Origin of the sequence: Pseudomonas sp. FP603 (assembly GCF_030687415.1) — a bacterium.
Lineage (GTDB): Bacteria > Pseudomonadota > Gammaproteobacteria > Pseudomonadales > Pseudomonadaceae > Aquipseudomonas > Aquipseudomonas wuhanensis.
Genome location: NZ_CP117431.1, coordinates 5990571 through 6004754, shown reverse-complemented (window position 1 = coordinate 6004754; position 14184 = coordinate 5990571). Strand labels below are relative to the sequence as shown.

Annotated in this window: 13 protein-coding genes and 3 tRNA genes; 14 read left to right on the top strand and 2 right to left on the bottom strand. The window is 57.0% G+C overall.

All coding sequences use genetic code 11. From position 1 onward, the window contains the following. Window positions 1–4: 4 nt before the first annotated feature. The 13 genes from glmM (at window position 5) to PSH65_RS27765 (ending at window position 11906) form a co-directional block, all read left to right on the top strand. Window positions 5–1342, top strand: coding sequence for a phosphoglucosamine mutase (glmM, locus tag PSH65_RS27825; protein WP_305423612.1), 1338 nt, complete (start codon window positions 5–7; stop codon window positions 1340–1342). 66 nt (window positions 1343–1408) lie between these two features. Beyond that, complete coding sequence (tpiA, locus tag PSH65_RS27820) at window positions 1409–2164, top strand: triose-phosphate isomerase (protein WP_305423611.1); 756 nt, start codon at window positions 1409–1411, stop codon at window positions 2162–2164. A gap of 4 nt (window positions 2165–2168) precedes the next feature. Next, window positions 2169–2552, top strand: coding sequence for a preprotein translocase subunit SecG (gene secG, locus PSH65_RS27815; RefSeq protein ID WP_017336473.1), 384 nt, complete (start codon window positions 2169–2171; stop codon window positions 2550–2552). A gap of 22 nt (window positions 2553–2574) precedes the next feature. Next, window positions 2575–2660, top strand: a tRNA-Leu gene (locus PSH65_RS27810). Window positions 2661–2756: 96 nt separating this feature from the next. Then, window positions 2757–2833: transfer RNA gene (locus PSH65_RS27805), tRNA-Met, on the top strand. 138 nt (window positions 2834–2971) lie between these two features. After that, window positions 2972–3430: a ribosome maturation factor RimP gene (gene rimP / locus PSH65_RS27800; protein ID WP_010463487.1), complete on the top strand. Its 459-nt coding sequence runs from the start codon at window positions 2972–2974 to the stop codon at window positions 3428–3430. Window positions 3431–3477: 47 nt separating this feature from the next. Further along, complete coding sequence (nusA, locus tag PSH65_RS27795; RefSeq protein ID WP_007900474.1) at window positions 3478–4959, top strand: transcription termination factor NusA; 1482 nt, start codon at window positions 3478–3480, stop codon at window positions 4957–4959. 27 nt (window positions 4960–4986) lie between these two features. Beyond that, window positions 4987–7512: a translation initiation factor IF-2 gene (infB, locus tag PSH65_RS27790; RefSeq protein ID WP_305423608.1), complete on the top strand. Its 2526-nt coding sequence runs from the start codon at window positions 4987–4989 to the stop codon at window positions 7510–7512. Window positions 7513–7671: 159 nt separating this feature from the next. Beyond that, a complete protein-coding gene (gene rbfA, locus PSH65_RS27785) occupies window positions 7672–8073 on the top strand; it encodes a 30S ribosome-binding factor RbfA (protein WP_063341585.1) in 402 nt (133 codons plus the stop codon). 3 nt (window positions 8074–8076) lie between these two features. Then, window positions 8077–8994, top strand: coding sequence for a tRNA pseudouridine(55) synthase TruB (gene truB / locus PSH65_RS27780; RefSeq protein ID WP_007900465.1), 918 nt, complete (start codon window positions 8077–8079; stop codon window positions 8992–8994). A gap of 117 nt (window positions 8995–9111) precedes the next feature. Continuing rightward, complete coding sequence (gene rpsO, locus PSH65_RS27775; protein WP_011332409.1) at window positions 9112–9381, top strand: 30S ribosomal protein S15; 270 nt, start codon at window positions 9112–9114, stop codon at window positions 9379–9381. 195 nt (window positions 9382–9576) lie between these two features. Beyond that, window positions 9577–11682 carry a polyribonucleotide nucleotidyltransferase gene (gene pnp, locus PSH65_RS27770; RefSeq protein WP_052965657.1) on the top strand — a complete coding sequence of 702 codons (2106 nt, stop codon included), beginning with the start codon at window positions 9577–9579 and terminating at the stop codon, window positions 11680–11682. Between the two features lie 148 nt (window positions 11683–11830). Further along, window positions 11831–11906, top strand: a tRNA-Thr gene (locus PSH65_RS27765). Window positions 11907–11914: 8 nt separating this feature from the next. On the opposite strand, the gene PSH65_RS27760 is transcribed toward PSH65_RS27765, so the two are convergent. Then, a complete protein-coding gene (locus PSH65_RS27760; protein ID WP_305423607.1) occupies window positions 11915–12460 on the bottom strand; it encodes a hypothetical protein in 546 nt (181 codons plus the stop codon). A 303-nt stretch (window positions 12461–12763) separates the two neighbouring features. Between PSH65_RS27760 and PSH65_RS27755 the strand changes: the two genes are divergently transcribed. Further along, on the top strand, window positions 12764–13069 hold the full coding sequence (locus tag PSH65_RS27755) for a DUF6388 family protein (protein ID WP_030128074.1): 306 nt from the start codon (window positions 12764–12766) through the stop codon (window positions 13067–13069). A 50-nt stretch (window positions 13070–13119) separates the two neighbouring features. Here PSH65_RS27755 and nadC read toward each other — a convergent pair whose 3' ends face one another. After that, window positions 13120–13968, bottom strand: a complete 849-nt coding sequence (gene nadC / locus PSH65_RS27750) for a carboxylating nicotinate-nucleotide diphosphorylase (RefSeq protein WP_305423605.1) — start codon at window positions 13966–13968, stop codon at window positions 13120–13122. Between the last annotated feature and the right edge of the window lie 216 nt (window positions 13969–14184).

Here is a 14184-nt window from a genome sequence, read left to right as displayed (position 1 = left end):
ACTTATGAGTAAAAAATACTTTGGCACCGACGGCATTCGTGGTCGGGTCGGTGAATACCCGATTACTCCTGATTTCATGCTAAAGCTTGGCTGGGCGGCAGGCATGGCATTTCGCAGCATGGGTGCCTGCAAGGTGCTCGTGGGCAAGGACACCCGGATCTCCGGTTACATGTTCGAGTCGGCGCTTGAGGCTGGTCTGACCTCGGCAGGTGCTGATGTGATGCTCCTGGGGCCGATGCCGACGCCGGCCATCGCCTATCTGACACGTACCTTTCATGCTGAAGCCGGCATCGTGATCAGCGCTTCGCACAACCCTCATGACGACAACGGCATCAAGTTTTTCTCCGGGAAGGGCACCAAGCTTCCGGATGAAGTCGAACTGATGATTGAAGAGCTGCTCGACACCCCGATGACCGTGGTTGAGTCGAGCAAAATCGGCAAGGTGTCGCGAATCAACGATGCCTCGGGCCGTTATATCGAATTCTGCAAGAGCAGCGTCCCTACCGGTACCAGTTTCGCCGGGCTGAAGATCGTGATCGACTGTGCCCACGGTGCGACCTATAAAGTGGCGCCTAGTGTGTTCCGTGAGTTGGGGGCCGATGTCGTTGTGCTTTCTGCTCATCCTAATGGCCTGAACATCAATGAGAATTGCGGTTCGACCCATATGGAGCCGCTGCAAGCCGCTGTATTGGCCGAGCACGCCGATTTGGGTATTGCCTTTGATGGTGATGGTGATCGGGTCCAAATGGTCGATCACACTGGCACTGTCGTCGACGGCGATGAGTTGTTGTTTATCATTGCTCGCGATCTGCAAGAGCGCGGCAAGTTGCAGGGCGGTGTGGTCGGAACGCTGATGAGTAACCTGGGGCTGGAGTTGGCCCTGGCTGATCTGGCGATTCCTTTTGTTCGCGCCAACGTTGGCGACCGTTACGTGATCTCCGAGTTGCTGGAGCGCGATTGGCAGGTGGGTGGAGAAAACTCGGGGCACATTGTCTGCTTCAGTCACACCACTACTGGTGATGCAATTATTGCCGCGTTGCAGGTGATGATGGCCCTGAAGAGGCGCGCAGAAGGATTGGCTCAGTCCCGTCAGGCGTTGCGCAAGTGCCCTCAGGTACTGATCAATGTCCGGTTTGGCGGTGGTGCGAGTCCGCTCGAGCATCCGAAAGTCAAGGAGGCCAGTGACCGTGTCACCCAGGCGATGGCCGGTCGTGGGCGTGTGCTATTGCGCAAGTCCGGGACAGAGCCTCTGGTGCGGGTTATGGTCGAGGGCGAGGACGAAATGCAGGTTCGCGGCTACGCCGAAGAGCTGGCAAAACTGGTTACTGAAGTTTCTGCCTGAATTCGGCTTGCCAGCCATGATTGTGTTGGGTAACATCTGCGCCCACTTTGACCGACGAGGTACAGCATGCGTCGCCCTATGGTAGCTGGTAACTGGAAGATGCACGGTACCCGCGCCAGCGTCGCTGAGCTGATCAACGGCCTTCGTCATCAGGCCTTGCCGAGCGGTGTTGATGTTGCGGTATTCCCGTCTTTCTTGCATATCAATCAAGTGATTGATGGTCTGGAAGGCAAGTCGATCAAGGTCGGCGCGCAGAACGCTGCGGTGGAATCCAAACAAGGTGCATTGACCGGTGAAGTTGCGCCGAGTCAATTGGCTGATGAAGGTTGCTCGCTGGTGCTCGTTGGGCATTCCGAGCGGCGCCAGATCGTTGGCGAGAATGATGAAACACTCATTCGCAAATTCGCAGCGGTACAGGCATGTGGCTTGATTCCAGTGTTATGCATAGGGGAAACCCTTGAAGAGCGCGAAGCTGGAAAAACTCTTGAGGTTGTCGGGCGTCAGCTTGGCAGTATCATTGAGGAGCTGGGTGTTGGTGTCTTTGCAAAGGCAGTAATCGCTTACGAGCCAGTCTGGGCCATAGGCACCGGGCTGACTGCTTCGCCGCAACAGGCGCAGGATGTGCATGCAGCCATTCGCGCTCAGTTGGCGGCAGAGAATTCTGAGGTCGCGCAAGGTGTGCGGCTTCTATACGGCGGCAGCGTGAAGGCGGCCAATGCGGTCGAACTGTTCGGCATGCCGGATATCGATGGGGGGCTCATTGGTGGAGCCTCCCTGAATGCAGATGAGTTCGGTGCGATTTGTCGCGCCGCGGGAAACTGAAAAAATGCTGGAAACAGTCGTAGTCGTTTTTCATCTGCTGGGTGCATTGGGCGTAGTTGCTCTGGTTTTGCTGCAGCAGGGTAAAGGTGCGGATGCTGGCGCGTCTTTCGGAGCAGGTGCTTCAAATACTGTGTTCGGAAGCCAAGGTTCCTCTACCTTTCTTAGTAAGTTTACTGCTATACTTGCCGCCGGTTTCTTCATAACCAGCTTAGGGTTAGGTTACTTTGCTAAAGAGAAGGCTCACCAGCTGACTCAAGTAGGTTTGCCAAACCCGGCAGTGTTGGAAGTTCCAAAGCAACAACCGGCTTCTGATGATGTCCCGGTGCTTCAAGAGCAAAAGTCGGCTACTCCAGCGACTGACGTGCCTCCAGCTCAAGAGCAGAAGTAAGAAGGGTTTCAAACGTAGTATTGCCGAGGTGGTGGAATTGGTAGACACGCAACCTTGAGGTGGTTGTGCCCATAGGGTGTAGGGGTTCGAGTCCCCTTCTCGGTACCAATTATCAGGAGAGCCCGCTGTTGCGGGCTTTCTTGTAGGTGGAAGGTTACATTGACCCTGTCAGGGATCGGTCGTATACTTCCGCCCCAGCTTTGTCGCGGGGTGGAGCAGTCTGGTAGCTCGTCGGGCTCATAACCCGAAGGTCGTCGGTTCAAATCCGGCCCCCGCAACCAGTTTAAGGAGCCCCTTTTAAGGGGCTTTTTGTTAGCTGGACACTTTCAACGCCGCTGTTCAACGGCGTTTCAAGGATGGGCGTTTCGCCCATTTTTTTATTTTGCACAGCATGCACATACATGCACGAGGGGGTTCAGGTGTCGAGCAAGCTAGAAGAGTTGCAGGCCTTGCTGGCCCCGGTGGTCGTGGCCCTAGGCTATGAATGCTGGGGTATTGAGTTTTCGGCTCAAGGTCGCCACTCAATGTTGCGCGTTTATATTGATAAAGAGGGCGGCGTGCTGGTGGACGATTGTGCCATCGTCAGCCGTCAGATCAGCGGTGTACTGGATGTTGAAGATCCGATCGCCGTTGAATACACCCTTGAAGTTTCCTCGCCTGGCATGGAACGCCCACTGTTCACTATTGAGCAGTTTGCAAAATTTGCCGGTGAACAAGTGAAGATCAAGCTGCGCTCGCCTTTTGAAGGTCGGCGCAACTTTCAGGGCCTTCTGCGCGGTGTAGAAGAGCAGGACGTCGTGGTGCAGGTTGAAGACCATGAGTTCCTGTTGCCGATCGATATGATCGACAAGGCCAACATTATTCCCAGTTTTGACTGAGACGCGGATCCCGCGGATCCAATGGCTTGCGAAAGGCGAGGCGTACGATGAGCAAAGAAGTACTGCTGGTTGTTGAGTCGGTATCCAATGAAAAGGGCGTACCGGCAAACGTAATTTTTGAAGCGCTGGAGCTGGCTCTGGCCACTGCTACCAAAAAGCGTTTTGAGGACGAAGTCGATCTGCGTGTGGAAATCAATCGCCACACCGGTGCTTACGAAACATTCCGTCGCTGGACGGTCGTCGAAGAAGCAGATCTGGACGATCCGGCCATCGAAACCTGGCCGAGCAAGGTTGCAGAAACGCATCCTGGTGCCAAGGTCGGCGATGTTGTCGAAGAAAAGATCGAATCCATCGAGTTCGGCCGCATTGCTGCACAGACCGCCAAGCAGGTCATCGTGCAGAAAGTTCGCGAAGCCGAGCGTGCTCAAGTCGTTGATGCCTATCGCGAGCGCCTGGGAGAAATCATCTCCGGCACCGTGAAGAAAGTCACCCGCGACAACGTGATCGTCGACCTGGGCAATAACGCTGAAGCGTTGCTGGCCCGTGAAGACATCATTTCTCGCGAAACCTTCCGGGTTGGTGTGCGTCTGCGTGCGCTGCTCAAGGAAATCCGCACCGAGAACCGCGGCCCTCAGCTGATCCTGTCGCGTACTGCGCCGGAAATGCTGATCGAGTTGTTCCGCATCGAAGTGCCGGAAATCGCTGAAGGCCTGATCGAAGTAATGGCTGCGTCCCGCGACCCGGGTTCGCGCGCCAAGATCGCGGTCCGCTCCAAGGACAAACGCATTGATCCGCAAGGCGCTTGCATCGGTATGCGTGGTTCGCGCGTCCAGGCAGTGTCCGGCGAATTGGGCGGTGAGCGTGTGGACATCGTCCTGTGGGACGATAATCCGGCGCAGTTCGTGATCAATGCAATGTCGCCGGCTGAAGTGGCGGCAATTATCGTTGACGAAGATGCCCATGCAATGGACATCGCCGTTGGCGCAGACAATCTGGCTCAGGCCATCGGTCGCGGTGGTCAGAACGTGCGTCTGGCCAGCCAGTTGACTGGCTGGACCCTGAACGTGATGACCGAATCGGACATCCAGGCTAAGCAGCAAGCAGAAACCGGCGATATCCTGCGCAACTTCATCGACGAGCTGGAAGTCGACGAAGACCTGGCACAGGTGCTGGTAGATGAAGGCTTTACCAGCCTGGAAGAGATTGCCTACGTACCGTTGGAAGAAATGCTCAACATCGACGGCTTTGACGAAGAAACCGTCAACGAGCTTCGCGCTCGCGCCAAGGATCGTTTGTTGACTAAAGCCATCGCTACTGAGGAAAAGCTGGCAGACGCCCATCCGGCCGAAGACCTGCTCTCGCTTGAGGGTATGGACAAGGATTTGGCGATGGAACTGGCGGTGCGCGGCGTAATTACCCGCGAAGACCTGGCCGAGCAGTCTATTGACGACCTGCTCGACATCGACGGCATTGACGATGATCGTGCCGGCAAGTTGATCATGGCCGCCCGAGCCCATTGGTTCGAGTAATTAGGCGCGGCCTGAGGAGAGAAGTGCATGACGCAAGTCACGGTGAAACAACTGGCCGATGAGGTCAAAACACCGGTAGAGCGCCTGTTGCAGCAGATGCGTGAGGCAGGTCTGCCGCACACCGCCGCCGATGAAGGTGTGAGCGATAGTGAGAAGCAGTCTTTGCTGACTCACTTGAAGAGCAGCCACAAGGCGAAAGTGGAAGAACCGCGCAAGATTACATTGCAGCGCAAAACCACCAGCACCCTGCGTGTTGCTGGTAGCAAGAGCATCAGCGTTGAAGTACGCAAGAAGAAAGTCTTCGTACAGCGCAGCCCGGAAGAAATCGAAGCCGAGCGCAAACGCGAACTGGAAGAACGTCGCGCAGTAGAAAATGCTGCACGTCAGAAGGCTGAAGAAGAAGCCAAGCGTCGCGCCGAAGAAGAAGCGCGTCGCCAGCCTGCTGCTGCGCAAACCGCTACTAACGACGCCGTTGCAGCGCCTGTTGCAGTTGCCGAACCCGTGAGTGAAAGCGCGCCGGTTGTTGCAGCTGCACCAGCACCTGCGGCCGACACTCGCAAACGCGACGAGCAGCGTCGTCCGGACAAACCACGTGCCGACGATAGCAATCGTCGTGGCAGTGGCGATGGCGAGCGCAAAAACGCTCCGCATCGTGCTTCGGTCAAGGAAAAAGCGCCTGCGCCACGTGTTGCGCCACGTACTACCGACGAAGAAAGCGATGGCTTCCGTCGTGGTGGTCGCGGCAAGGCCAAGCTGAAGAAACGCAACGCCCACGGTTTCCAGAGCCCAACCGGCCCTGTTGTGCGCGAAGTGAAGATCGGCGAGACCATCACTGTTGGCGATCTCGCCCAGCAGATGTCGGTCAAGGCTGCTGAAATCATCAAGTTCATGTTCAAACTGGGTACCCCAGCGACGATCAACCAGGTACTGGATCAGGAAACTGCCCAACTGGTTGCCGAAGAGCTGGGCCACAAAGTGACCCTGGTCAGCGACACCGCCCTGGAAGATTCCCTGGCCGAGTCCCTGAAGTTTGAAGGTGAAGCGTTCTCCCGTGCACCGGTTGTGACCGTAATGGGTCACGTTGACCACGGTAAGACCTCGCTGCTCGACTACATCCGTCGTGCCAAGGTAGCTGCTGGCGAAGCCGGCGGTATCACCCAGCACATCGGTGCATACCACGTTGAAACCGAACGCGGCATGGTCACCTTCCTCGACACCCCTGGTCACGCCGCGTTTACCGCCATGCGTGCTCGTGGTGCCAAGGCGACCGACATCGTGATCCTGGTGGTTGCAGCGGACGACGGCGTAATGCCGCAGACCGTTGAAGCCGTTCAGCACGCCAAGGCTGCTGGTGTTCCGCTGGTTGTTGCAGTGAACAAAATCGACAAGCCGGGCGCCGATCTCGATCGCATCCGTAGCGAACTGTCGGTTCACGGCGTGACCTCGGAAGAGTGGGGTGGCGACACCCCGTTCGTATCGGTTTCGGCGAAAGTCGGTACTGGCGTGGACGAGTTGCTCGAAGCTGTTCTGCTGCAAGCTGAAGTTCTCGAACTGAAAGCGACCCCTTCGGCTCCTGGCCGTGGCGTCGTGGTTGAATCGCGTCTCGACAAAGGTCGTGGCCCGGTTGCAACCGTTCTGGTTCAAGACGGTACCCTGCGCCAAGGCGACATGGTGCTGGTCGGTTCGAACTATGGCCGCGTTCGCGCCATGCTCGACGAGAACGGCAAGCCAATCAAGGAAGCCGGTCCTTCCATCCCTGTCGAGATCCTCGGCCTGGACGGTACCCCGGACGCTGGCGACGAGATGAGTGTGGTTGCCGACGAGAAGAAAGCCCGTGAAGTGGCTCTGTTCCGTCAAGGCAAGTTCCGCGAAGTCAAACTGGCCCGTGCTCACGCCGGCAAGCTTGAAAACATCTTCGAGAACATGGGTCAGGAAGAGAAGAAGACGCTCAACATCGTCCTCAAATCCGACGTCCGTGGTTCGCTGGAAGCGTTGAACGGTGCCTTGAATGGCTTGGGTAACGACGAAGTGCAAGTGCGTGTGGTCGGTGGCGGTGTCGGTGGTATCACCGAATCCGATGCCAACCTGGCACTGGCCTCCAACGCTGTACTGTTCGGCTTCAACGTGCGTGCCGATGCTGGCGCTCGCAAGATCGTCGAGCAGGAAGGTCTGGATATGCGTTACTACAACGTGATCTACGACATCATCGAAGACGTCAAAAAAGCCCTCACCGGTATGCTGGGCAGCGATGTTCGCGAGAACATCCTGGGTACCGCCGAAGTGCGTGACGTGTTCCGTTCGCCGAAGTTTGGCGCGATCGCTGGTTGCATGGTTATCGAAGGTGTTGTTCACCGTAACCGTCCAATCCGTGTACTGCGTGAAGACATCGTTATCTTCGAAGGCGAGCTGGAATCCCTGCGCCGCTTCAAGGATGACGCTTCCGAAGTACGTGCCGGCATGGAATGCGGTATCGGCGTGAAGAGCTACAACGACGTCAAAGTCGGTGACAAGATCGAAGTCTTCGAGAAGGTTCAGGTTGCTCGCAGCCTCTAACTCGCGCACTTCAAGGGCCACGATGAGCCGCCGCATGCAGATGCGCGGCGCAACGTCCGGACTCTAAACGCAACGCCCGGTCTGGCTTTTGTCAGGCCGGGCGTTTGCCGCTTTCAGACCCCTCGGGTTTCACCGTGGGGCAGTAACAGGTAACAAGACATGGCAAAAGAATACAGCCGTACCCAACGTATCGGCGATCAGATGCAGCGTGAGCTGGCACAGCTGATCCGTCGTGAAGTCAAAGACCCGCGCGTCGGTCTGGTCACCATTACCGCTGTTGAAGTCAGCCGTGACGTCGGTCACGCCAAGATCTTCATCACCGTGATGGGCCAGGACAGCCGCGACGACATCGCGCAAAGCATCAAGGTGCTCAACGCAGCCGCCGGTTTCCTGCGTATGCAGCTGGCTCGCGAAATGAAGTTGCGCAGCGTTCCGCAGTTGCACTTCCATTACGACGAAAGCGTCGTGCGTGGCGCGCACCTGTCGGCCCTGATCGAGCGTGCGGTGGCTGAAGACAATCAGCACCCGGTAGCGGCTGAACCCGAAGACGCCAAGGAGTAATCGGTGGCTCAGGTCAAACGTATCCGTCGTAACGTCAGCGGCATCATCCTGCTCGACAAGCCGTTGGGGTTCACCTCCAACGCGGCGTTGCAGAAGGTCCGCTGGCTGCTCAATGCCGAGAAGGCCGGGCATACCGGCAGTCTCGATCCGCTGGCCACTGGCGTGCTGCCGTTGTGCTTCGGCGAGGCCACCAAGTTCTCGCAATACCTGCTCGATTCCGACAAGGGTTATGAAACCCTGGCGCAACTGGGCAAGACCACCACCACGGCCGATGCCGAAGGTGAAGTTTTGCTGGAACGCCCGGTGACCGTTGGTCGCGCCGATATCGAAGCTGTGCTGCCGAAATTTCGTGGGCAAATCAGTCAGATACCGCCGATGTACTCGGCGCTCAAGCGTGATGGCCAGCCGCTGTACAAGCTGGCCCGTGCAGGCGAAGTAGTGGAGCGCGAACCGCGTTCTGTTACTATTGCGCGCTTGGAATTACTGGCCTTTGAGGGTGATACTGCGCGGCTTGCGGTGGATTGCAGCAAAGGCACCTATATCCGCACCCTGGTGGAGGATATAGGTGAGCAACTCGGTTGTGGCGCTTACGTCGCTGAATTGCGACGTACCCAGGCCGGGCCTTTCACGCTTGCACAGACCGTCACTCTGGAAGAGCTTGAAGCGGTACACGCCGAAGGCGGCAACGAAGCGGTCGACCGCTTCCTGATGCCATCGGACAGCGGCCTGCTGGACTGGCCACTGTTGCATTTCTCGGAGCACAGCGCGTTCTACTGGCTTAACGGCCAACCGGTACGCGCCCCGGATGCACCGAAATTCGGCATGGTACGGGTACAGGATCACAACGGTCGCTTCATCGGTATCGGTGAAGTGAGCGAAGACGGGCGCATCGCGCCACGTCGACTGATTCGGTCAGAATGACCGGACGAGTGTGGCTGTTAACAGGCACGGTCACTACTCATTTATAGATACAGGGATTTGTCCCTGGCCTGTTGAAGCTGTTTCTTTGAAACAGTTTCCTGATAAAAGGATTGCCTCATGGCTCTCGACGTTCAAGAAAAAGCTCAAATCGTAGCTGACTACCAGCAAGCTGTTGGTGACACTGGTTCGCCAGAAGTGCAAGTTGCACTGCTGACCGCCAACATCAACAAACTGCAAGGTCACTTCAAGGCCAACGGTAAAGACCACCACTCCCGTCGTGGTCTGATCCGCATGGTTAACCAGCGTCGTAAGCTGCTGGACTACCTGAAAGGCAAGGACGTGAGCCGTTACAGCGCTCTGATCGCTCGCCTGGGTCTGCGTCGCTAATAAGCGATTGCGCTAGAGGTTGGTTGTCTGTCGTGCGTCAGTGGGTTTCCCGCTGGCGCATGGCAGGCTCCCAGCCTCAAGTTTTATCTGGGTATACGTTTTACCCTGGACAGGCGTTGGGCCGATTCCCGACATTGCCCAAGAATTTCGCAAGAAGACAAGTTCCCCAAGAGCCACAAAAGAAGGTAGGACACCGTGAACCCGGTAATCAAAAAATTCCAGTTCGGTCAGTCGACCGTTACCCTCGAGACTGGCCGTATCGCCCGTCAGGCCTCCGGCGCAGTATTGGTCACCGTTGACGACGACGTCAGCGTATTGGTGACCGTCGTTGGTGCCAAACAAGCCGATCCAGGCAAGGGCTTCTTCCCTCTGTCCGTTCACTACCAGGAAAAGACTTACGCTGCCGGTAAGATCCCTGGCGGTTTCTTCAAGCGTGAAGGCCGTCCTTCCGAGAAAGAAACCTTGACTTCCCGACTGATCGACCGTCCGATCCGTCCACTGTTCCCAGAAGGCTTCATGAACGAAGTGCAGGTTGTCTGCACCGTCGTTTCCACTAGCAAGAAGACCGATCCGGACATCGCTGCGATGATCGGTACCTCGGCTGCCCTGGCCATCTCCGGCATTCCTTTCGATGGCCCGATCGGCGCTGCCCGCGTTGCGTTCCATGAAAGCACCGGCTACCTGCTGAACCCGACTTACGAACAACTGAAAGCTTCGAGCCTGGACATGGTCGTTGCCGGTACTTCGGAAGCTGTGTTGATGGTTGAATCGGAAGCCAAAGAGCTGACCGAAGACCAGATGCTGGGCGCTGTACTGTTTGCTCACGACGAGTTCCAGGTGGTGATCAACGCCGTCAAGGAACTGGCCGCCGAAGCTGCCAAGCCAACCTGGACCTGGGCTCCTCAGCCAGAAGCCACCGCACTGCTGGGCGCTATCCGTGCCGAGTTCGGCGAAGCGATCTCCCAGGCTTACACCATCACCGTCAAAGCCGACCGTTATGCACGTCTGGGCGAGCTGAAAGACCAGGTGGTTGCCAACCTGTCCGGTGAAGAAGGTCAGCCGACTTCCGCTGAAGTCAAAGCGGCTTTCGGTGAAATCGAATACCGCACCGTTCGCGAAAATATCGTTAACGGCAAGCCACGTATCGACGGTCGCGACACCAAGACCGTACGTCCGCTGAACATCGAAGTTGGTGTTCTGCCGAAGACCCACGGTTCGGCACTGTTCACCCGTGGCGAAACCCAGGCCCTGGTAGTCGCGACTCTGGGTACCGCCCGTGACGCACAGCTGCTGGACACCCTGGAAGGCGAGAAAAAAGACCCGTTCATGCTGCACTACAACTTCCCTCCGTTCTCGGTAGGTGAGTGTGGCCGCATGGGTGGCGCTGGTCGTCGCGAAATCGGTCACGGCCGTCTGGCCCGTCGTTCGGTTCAGGCCATGCTGCCTGCTGCCGACGTGTTCCCGTACACCATTCGTGTGGTGTCGGAAATCACCGAGTCCAACGGTTCGAGCTCCATGGCTTCGGTCTGCGGCGCTTCCCTGGCTCTGATGGATGCCGGTGTTCCGATGAAGGCACCGGTTGCCGGTATCGCCATGGGTCTGGTTAAAGAAGGCGAGAAATTCGCCGTCCTGACCGACATCCTGGGCGACGAAGATCACCTCGGCGACATGGACTTCAAAGTAGCCGGTACCGCCAAAGGTGTTACCGCGCTGCAGATGGACATCAAGATCAAGGGCATCACCGAAGAAATCATGGAAATCGCTTTGGGCCAAGCCCTGGAAGCGCGCCTGAATATCCTCGGTCAGATGAACCAGATCATTGGCCAGTCGCGTACCGAGCTGTCGGAAAACGCTCCGACCATGATCGCGATGAAAATCGACACCGACAAAATCCGTGATGTCATCGGTAAAGGCGGCGCGACCATTCGTGCGATCTGTGAAGAAACCAAGGCTTCGATCGACATCGAAGACGACGGTTCGATCAAGATCTTCGGCGAAACCAAGGAAGCGGCTGAAGCGGCACGTCAGCGCGTTCTGGGCATCACCGCTGAAGCTGAAATCGGCAAGATCTACGTTGGTAAAGTTGAGCGCATCGTCGACTTCGGCGCATTCGTCAACATCCTGCCGGGCAAGGACGGTCTGGTTCACATCTCGATGCTGAGCGATGCTCGCGTTGAGAAAGTGACCGACATCCTGAAAGAAGGCCAGGAAGTGGAAGTACTGGTACTGGACGTGGACAACCGCGGCCGTATCAAGCTGTCCATCAAAGACGTAGCAGCAGCCAAGGCTTCGGGCGTTTAATCACCCCCGCGCCTGACCGCTTCAACGTTATAAAAAATGCCCCGCCGTGAAAACGGCGGGGCATTTTTTTGTGCGCAGAAAAATATCTGAATAAGCTCCCTCGTCACAAGTTGCCGGACCCCGAAGCCAGTGCTAGGTTTAGCCCACAGCCCGTGTAGCTCAGCCGGTAGAGCAGCGCACTCGTAACGCGAAGGTCGCAGGTTCGATTCCTGTCTCGGGCACCATCTCTTCTTCATTTCACCTTTCTGCTCAGATCCTCGACGGTGCGCTTGAGCTGATCCATCGCGCGATCCTGATCGCTGATCTCCCGTTTGAGACTGGAAATTTCGCTGTTGCTCGAGCTTGAGCTGGAGCCGCTGTTGCGCTTTAGCTCTTCCATTTGCTTGCCAAGGTTGTTCAGATCGCGCTCCTGCTCATTGACCGTGCGCTTGAGATCCTCAATCTCCTTGCTGCTGGAGCTTGAGCTGGAACCGCTATTGCGATTGAGTTCTTCGATCTGACGGGCCTGCTCGCTAAGGGTGCGTTTCTGGCTTTCCAGTTCGGTGGCATTGGCCTTCACGGTTTTTTGCAGGCTTTCCAGATCGTCGATGCTGACGCTGGTTCTGACGAGCGTGTCCTTGCCGAATGAATTGTGGAGGGCGGAGATTTTGTCGGAGTACAACGCAGGGTCAGAGGTGACTTCGACAGCCGCTTGAGCCGCGCTGGCCAATGTCAGGCTGCCGAGCAGCAGGGTAGCGGTCGCAAGCTGGGCAGACAAAAGCTTCGAAAAACTGCGCATCACTGGGGTTCCTTGTGAAGTGCTGATATGGCACATCGCTATGACTTGGGGTTTTGACTTATGTTCCCTAAGCCACCTGCACCTTGTGCGTGTGGTTTTTTATGGGATAGATGTAAAGACCCGTGTAAATCATCGGCAAAACGTCCTATATTCGTTGTCTGCATGAGCATCACCCAGCAGTTTTCAGATGATCCCGAATGGTTCTGAAGGCCAGACAAACCGGGCTTCAAACGGTTTTTCTGCGTCAGAGAGATCCTTGATGATCCAGATCCATCTTCCATTCCTCAGATCAGCGAGAACGCCATGACCGTTAAAGAATTGACCCAAGAAGCCAGACACGAAGAAGCCCTGAAAAAGTACGTGCTGGACGCGCCCCAGTTGCTGGAAGAGATCAAGGACTTGCCCGCCGACGATCAGAAAGACCAGATCCAGTGGGCGTTCGAGGATGAGGCGGAAGCTCAGGGCTTGCAGCCGTGGGAGCTGACGCTCAAATACACCACAACCCCGGAAGAGTTCGAGGCCGCGCGCCTGGCGCTGCACAAGGAGGCGGCCGAGGTATTGGGCGTCGAGTGGGAAGAGTACTGCGAGATGAATAATCTGGTGGTCTAAAAAAATGCCAGCCTTCATCAGGCTGGCATTTTTTATTATCAAAGGCGTGATCAGAGACTCAGTCGCATCGACAGGTCCACAGCCTTCACATCCTTGGTCATCGCACCAATCGAAATATAATCCACCCCGGTTTCGGCAATTGGCAGCAACGTACTTTCGTTGATGCCGCCGCTGGCCTCCAGTTTTGCCTTGCCGGCGTTCAAGCGCACGGCTTCGCGCATGTCATCCAGGCTCAGTTCATCGAGCATGATGATGTCGGCGCCCGCCGCCAGTGCTTCCTTCAGCTCTGCCAGGTTTTCCACTTCGATCTCCACCGGTTTGCCCGGGGCGATCTTGTGCGCGGCGTTGATGGCTTCAGGAATGCCACCGCAGGCGGCGATATGGTTTTCCTTGATCAGGAAGGCGTCATACAGGCCGATGCGGTGGTTATGGCAACCGCCGCAGGTCACGGCGTATTTCTGAGCCAGGCGCAGCCCCGGCAGGGTTTTGCGGGTGTCGAGCAACTTCACCTGGGTCTCGGCGACGAAATCGGCTAGGTACTGCGCGCGAGTGGCCACGCCAGACAGCAATTGCAGGAAATTAAGCGCACTGCGCTCACCCGTCAGCAGCGAGCGCGCCGGGCCTTCGAGATGGAATAGCACCTGATTGGGTTTCACCCGTTCGCCGTCGGCTACCTGCCAGTGCACCGCAACCCGCGGATCCAGCTGCCGAAACACGGCATCCACCCACGCGGTGCCAGCAATGACAGCCGCATCGCGGGTGATGATGGTGGCTTTGGCCAGGCGTTCGGCCGGGATCAGTTGCGCGGTGATGTCGCCGCTGCCGATGTCCTCGAGCAACGCACGGCGCACGTTGGCTTCGATTTCGGCGGTCAAATCGGCGAGACGTAGATTCGGCATAACGGGCTCCACAAACAAAGTGGCCCGATTATAGGGCCATGCTGCGAGGCAACCCAAGGCATCAACGGTCATCGGGTTACCCGTCAACCTGCATTTGGTCGATTCGCACGAGACTCGGCGCTAAGCAAGGAGCCCTCATAAACGTCTATTCCTTGGTGAAGCGCAGAGTCTGCTGGCACAAGGAAGGTCTTTTGTCGATAATCCGCCTTGCATTTG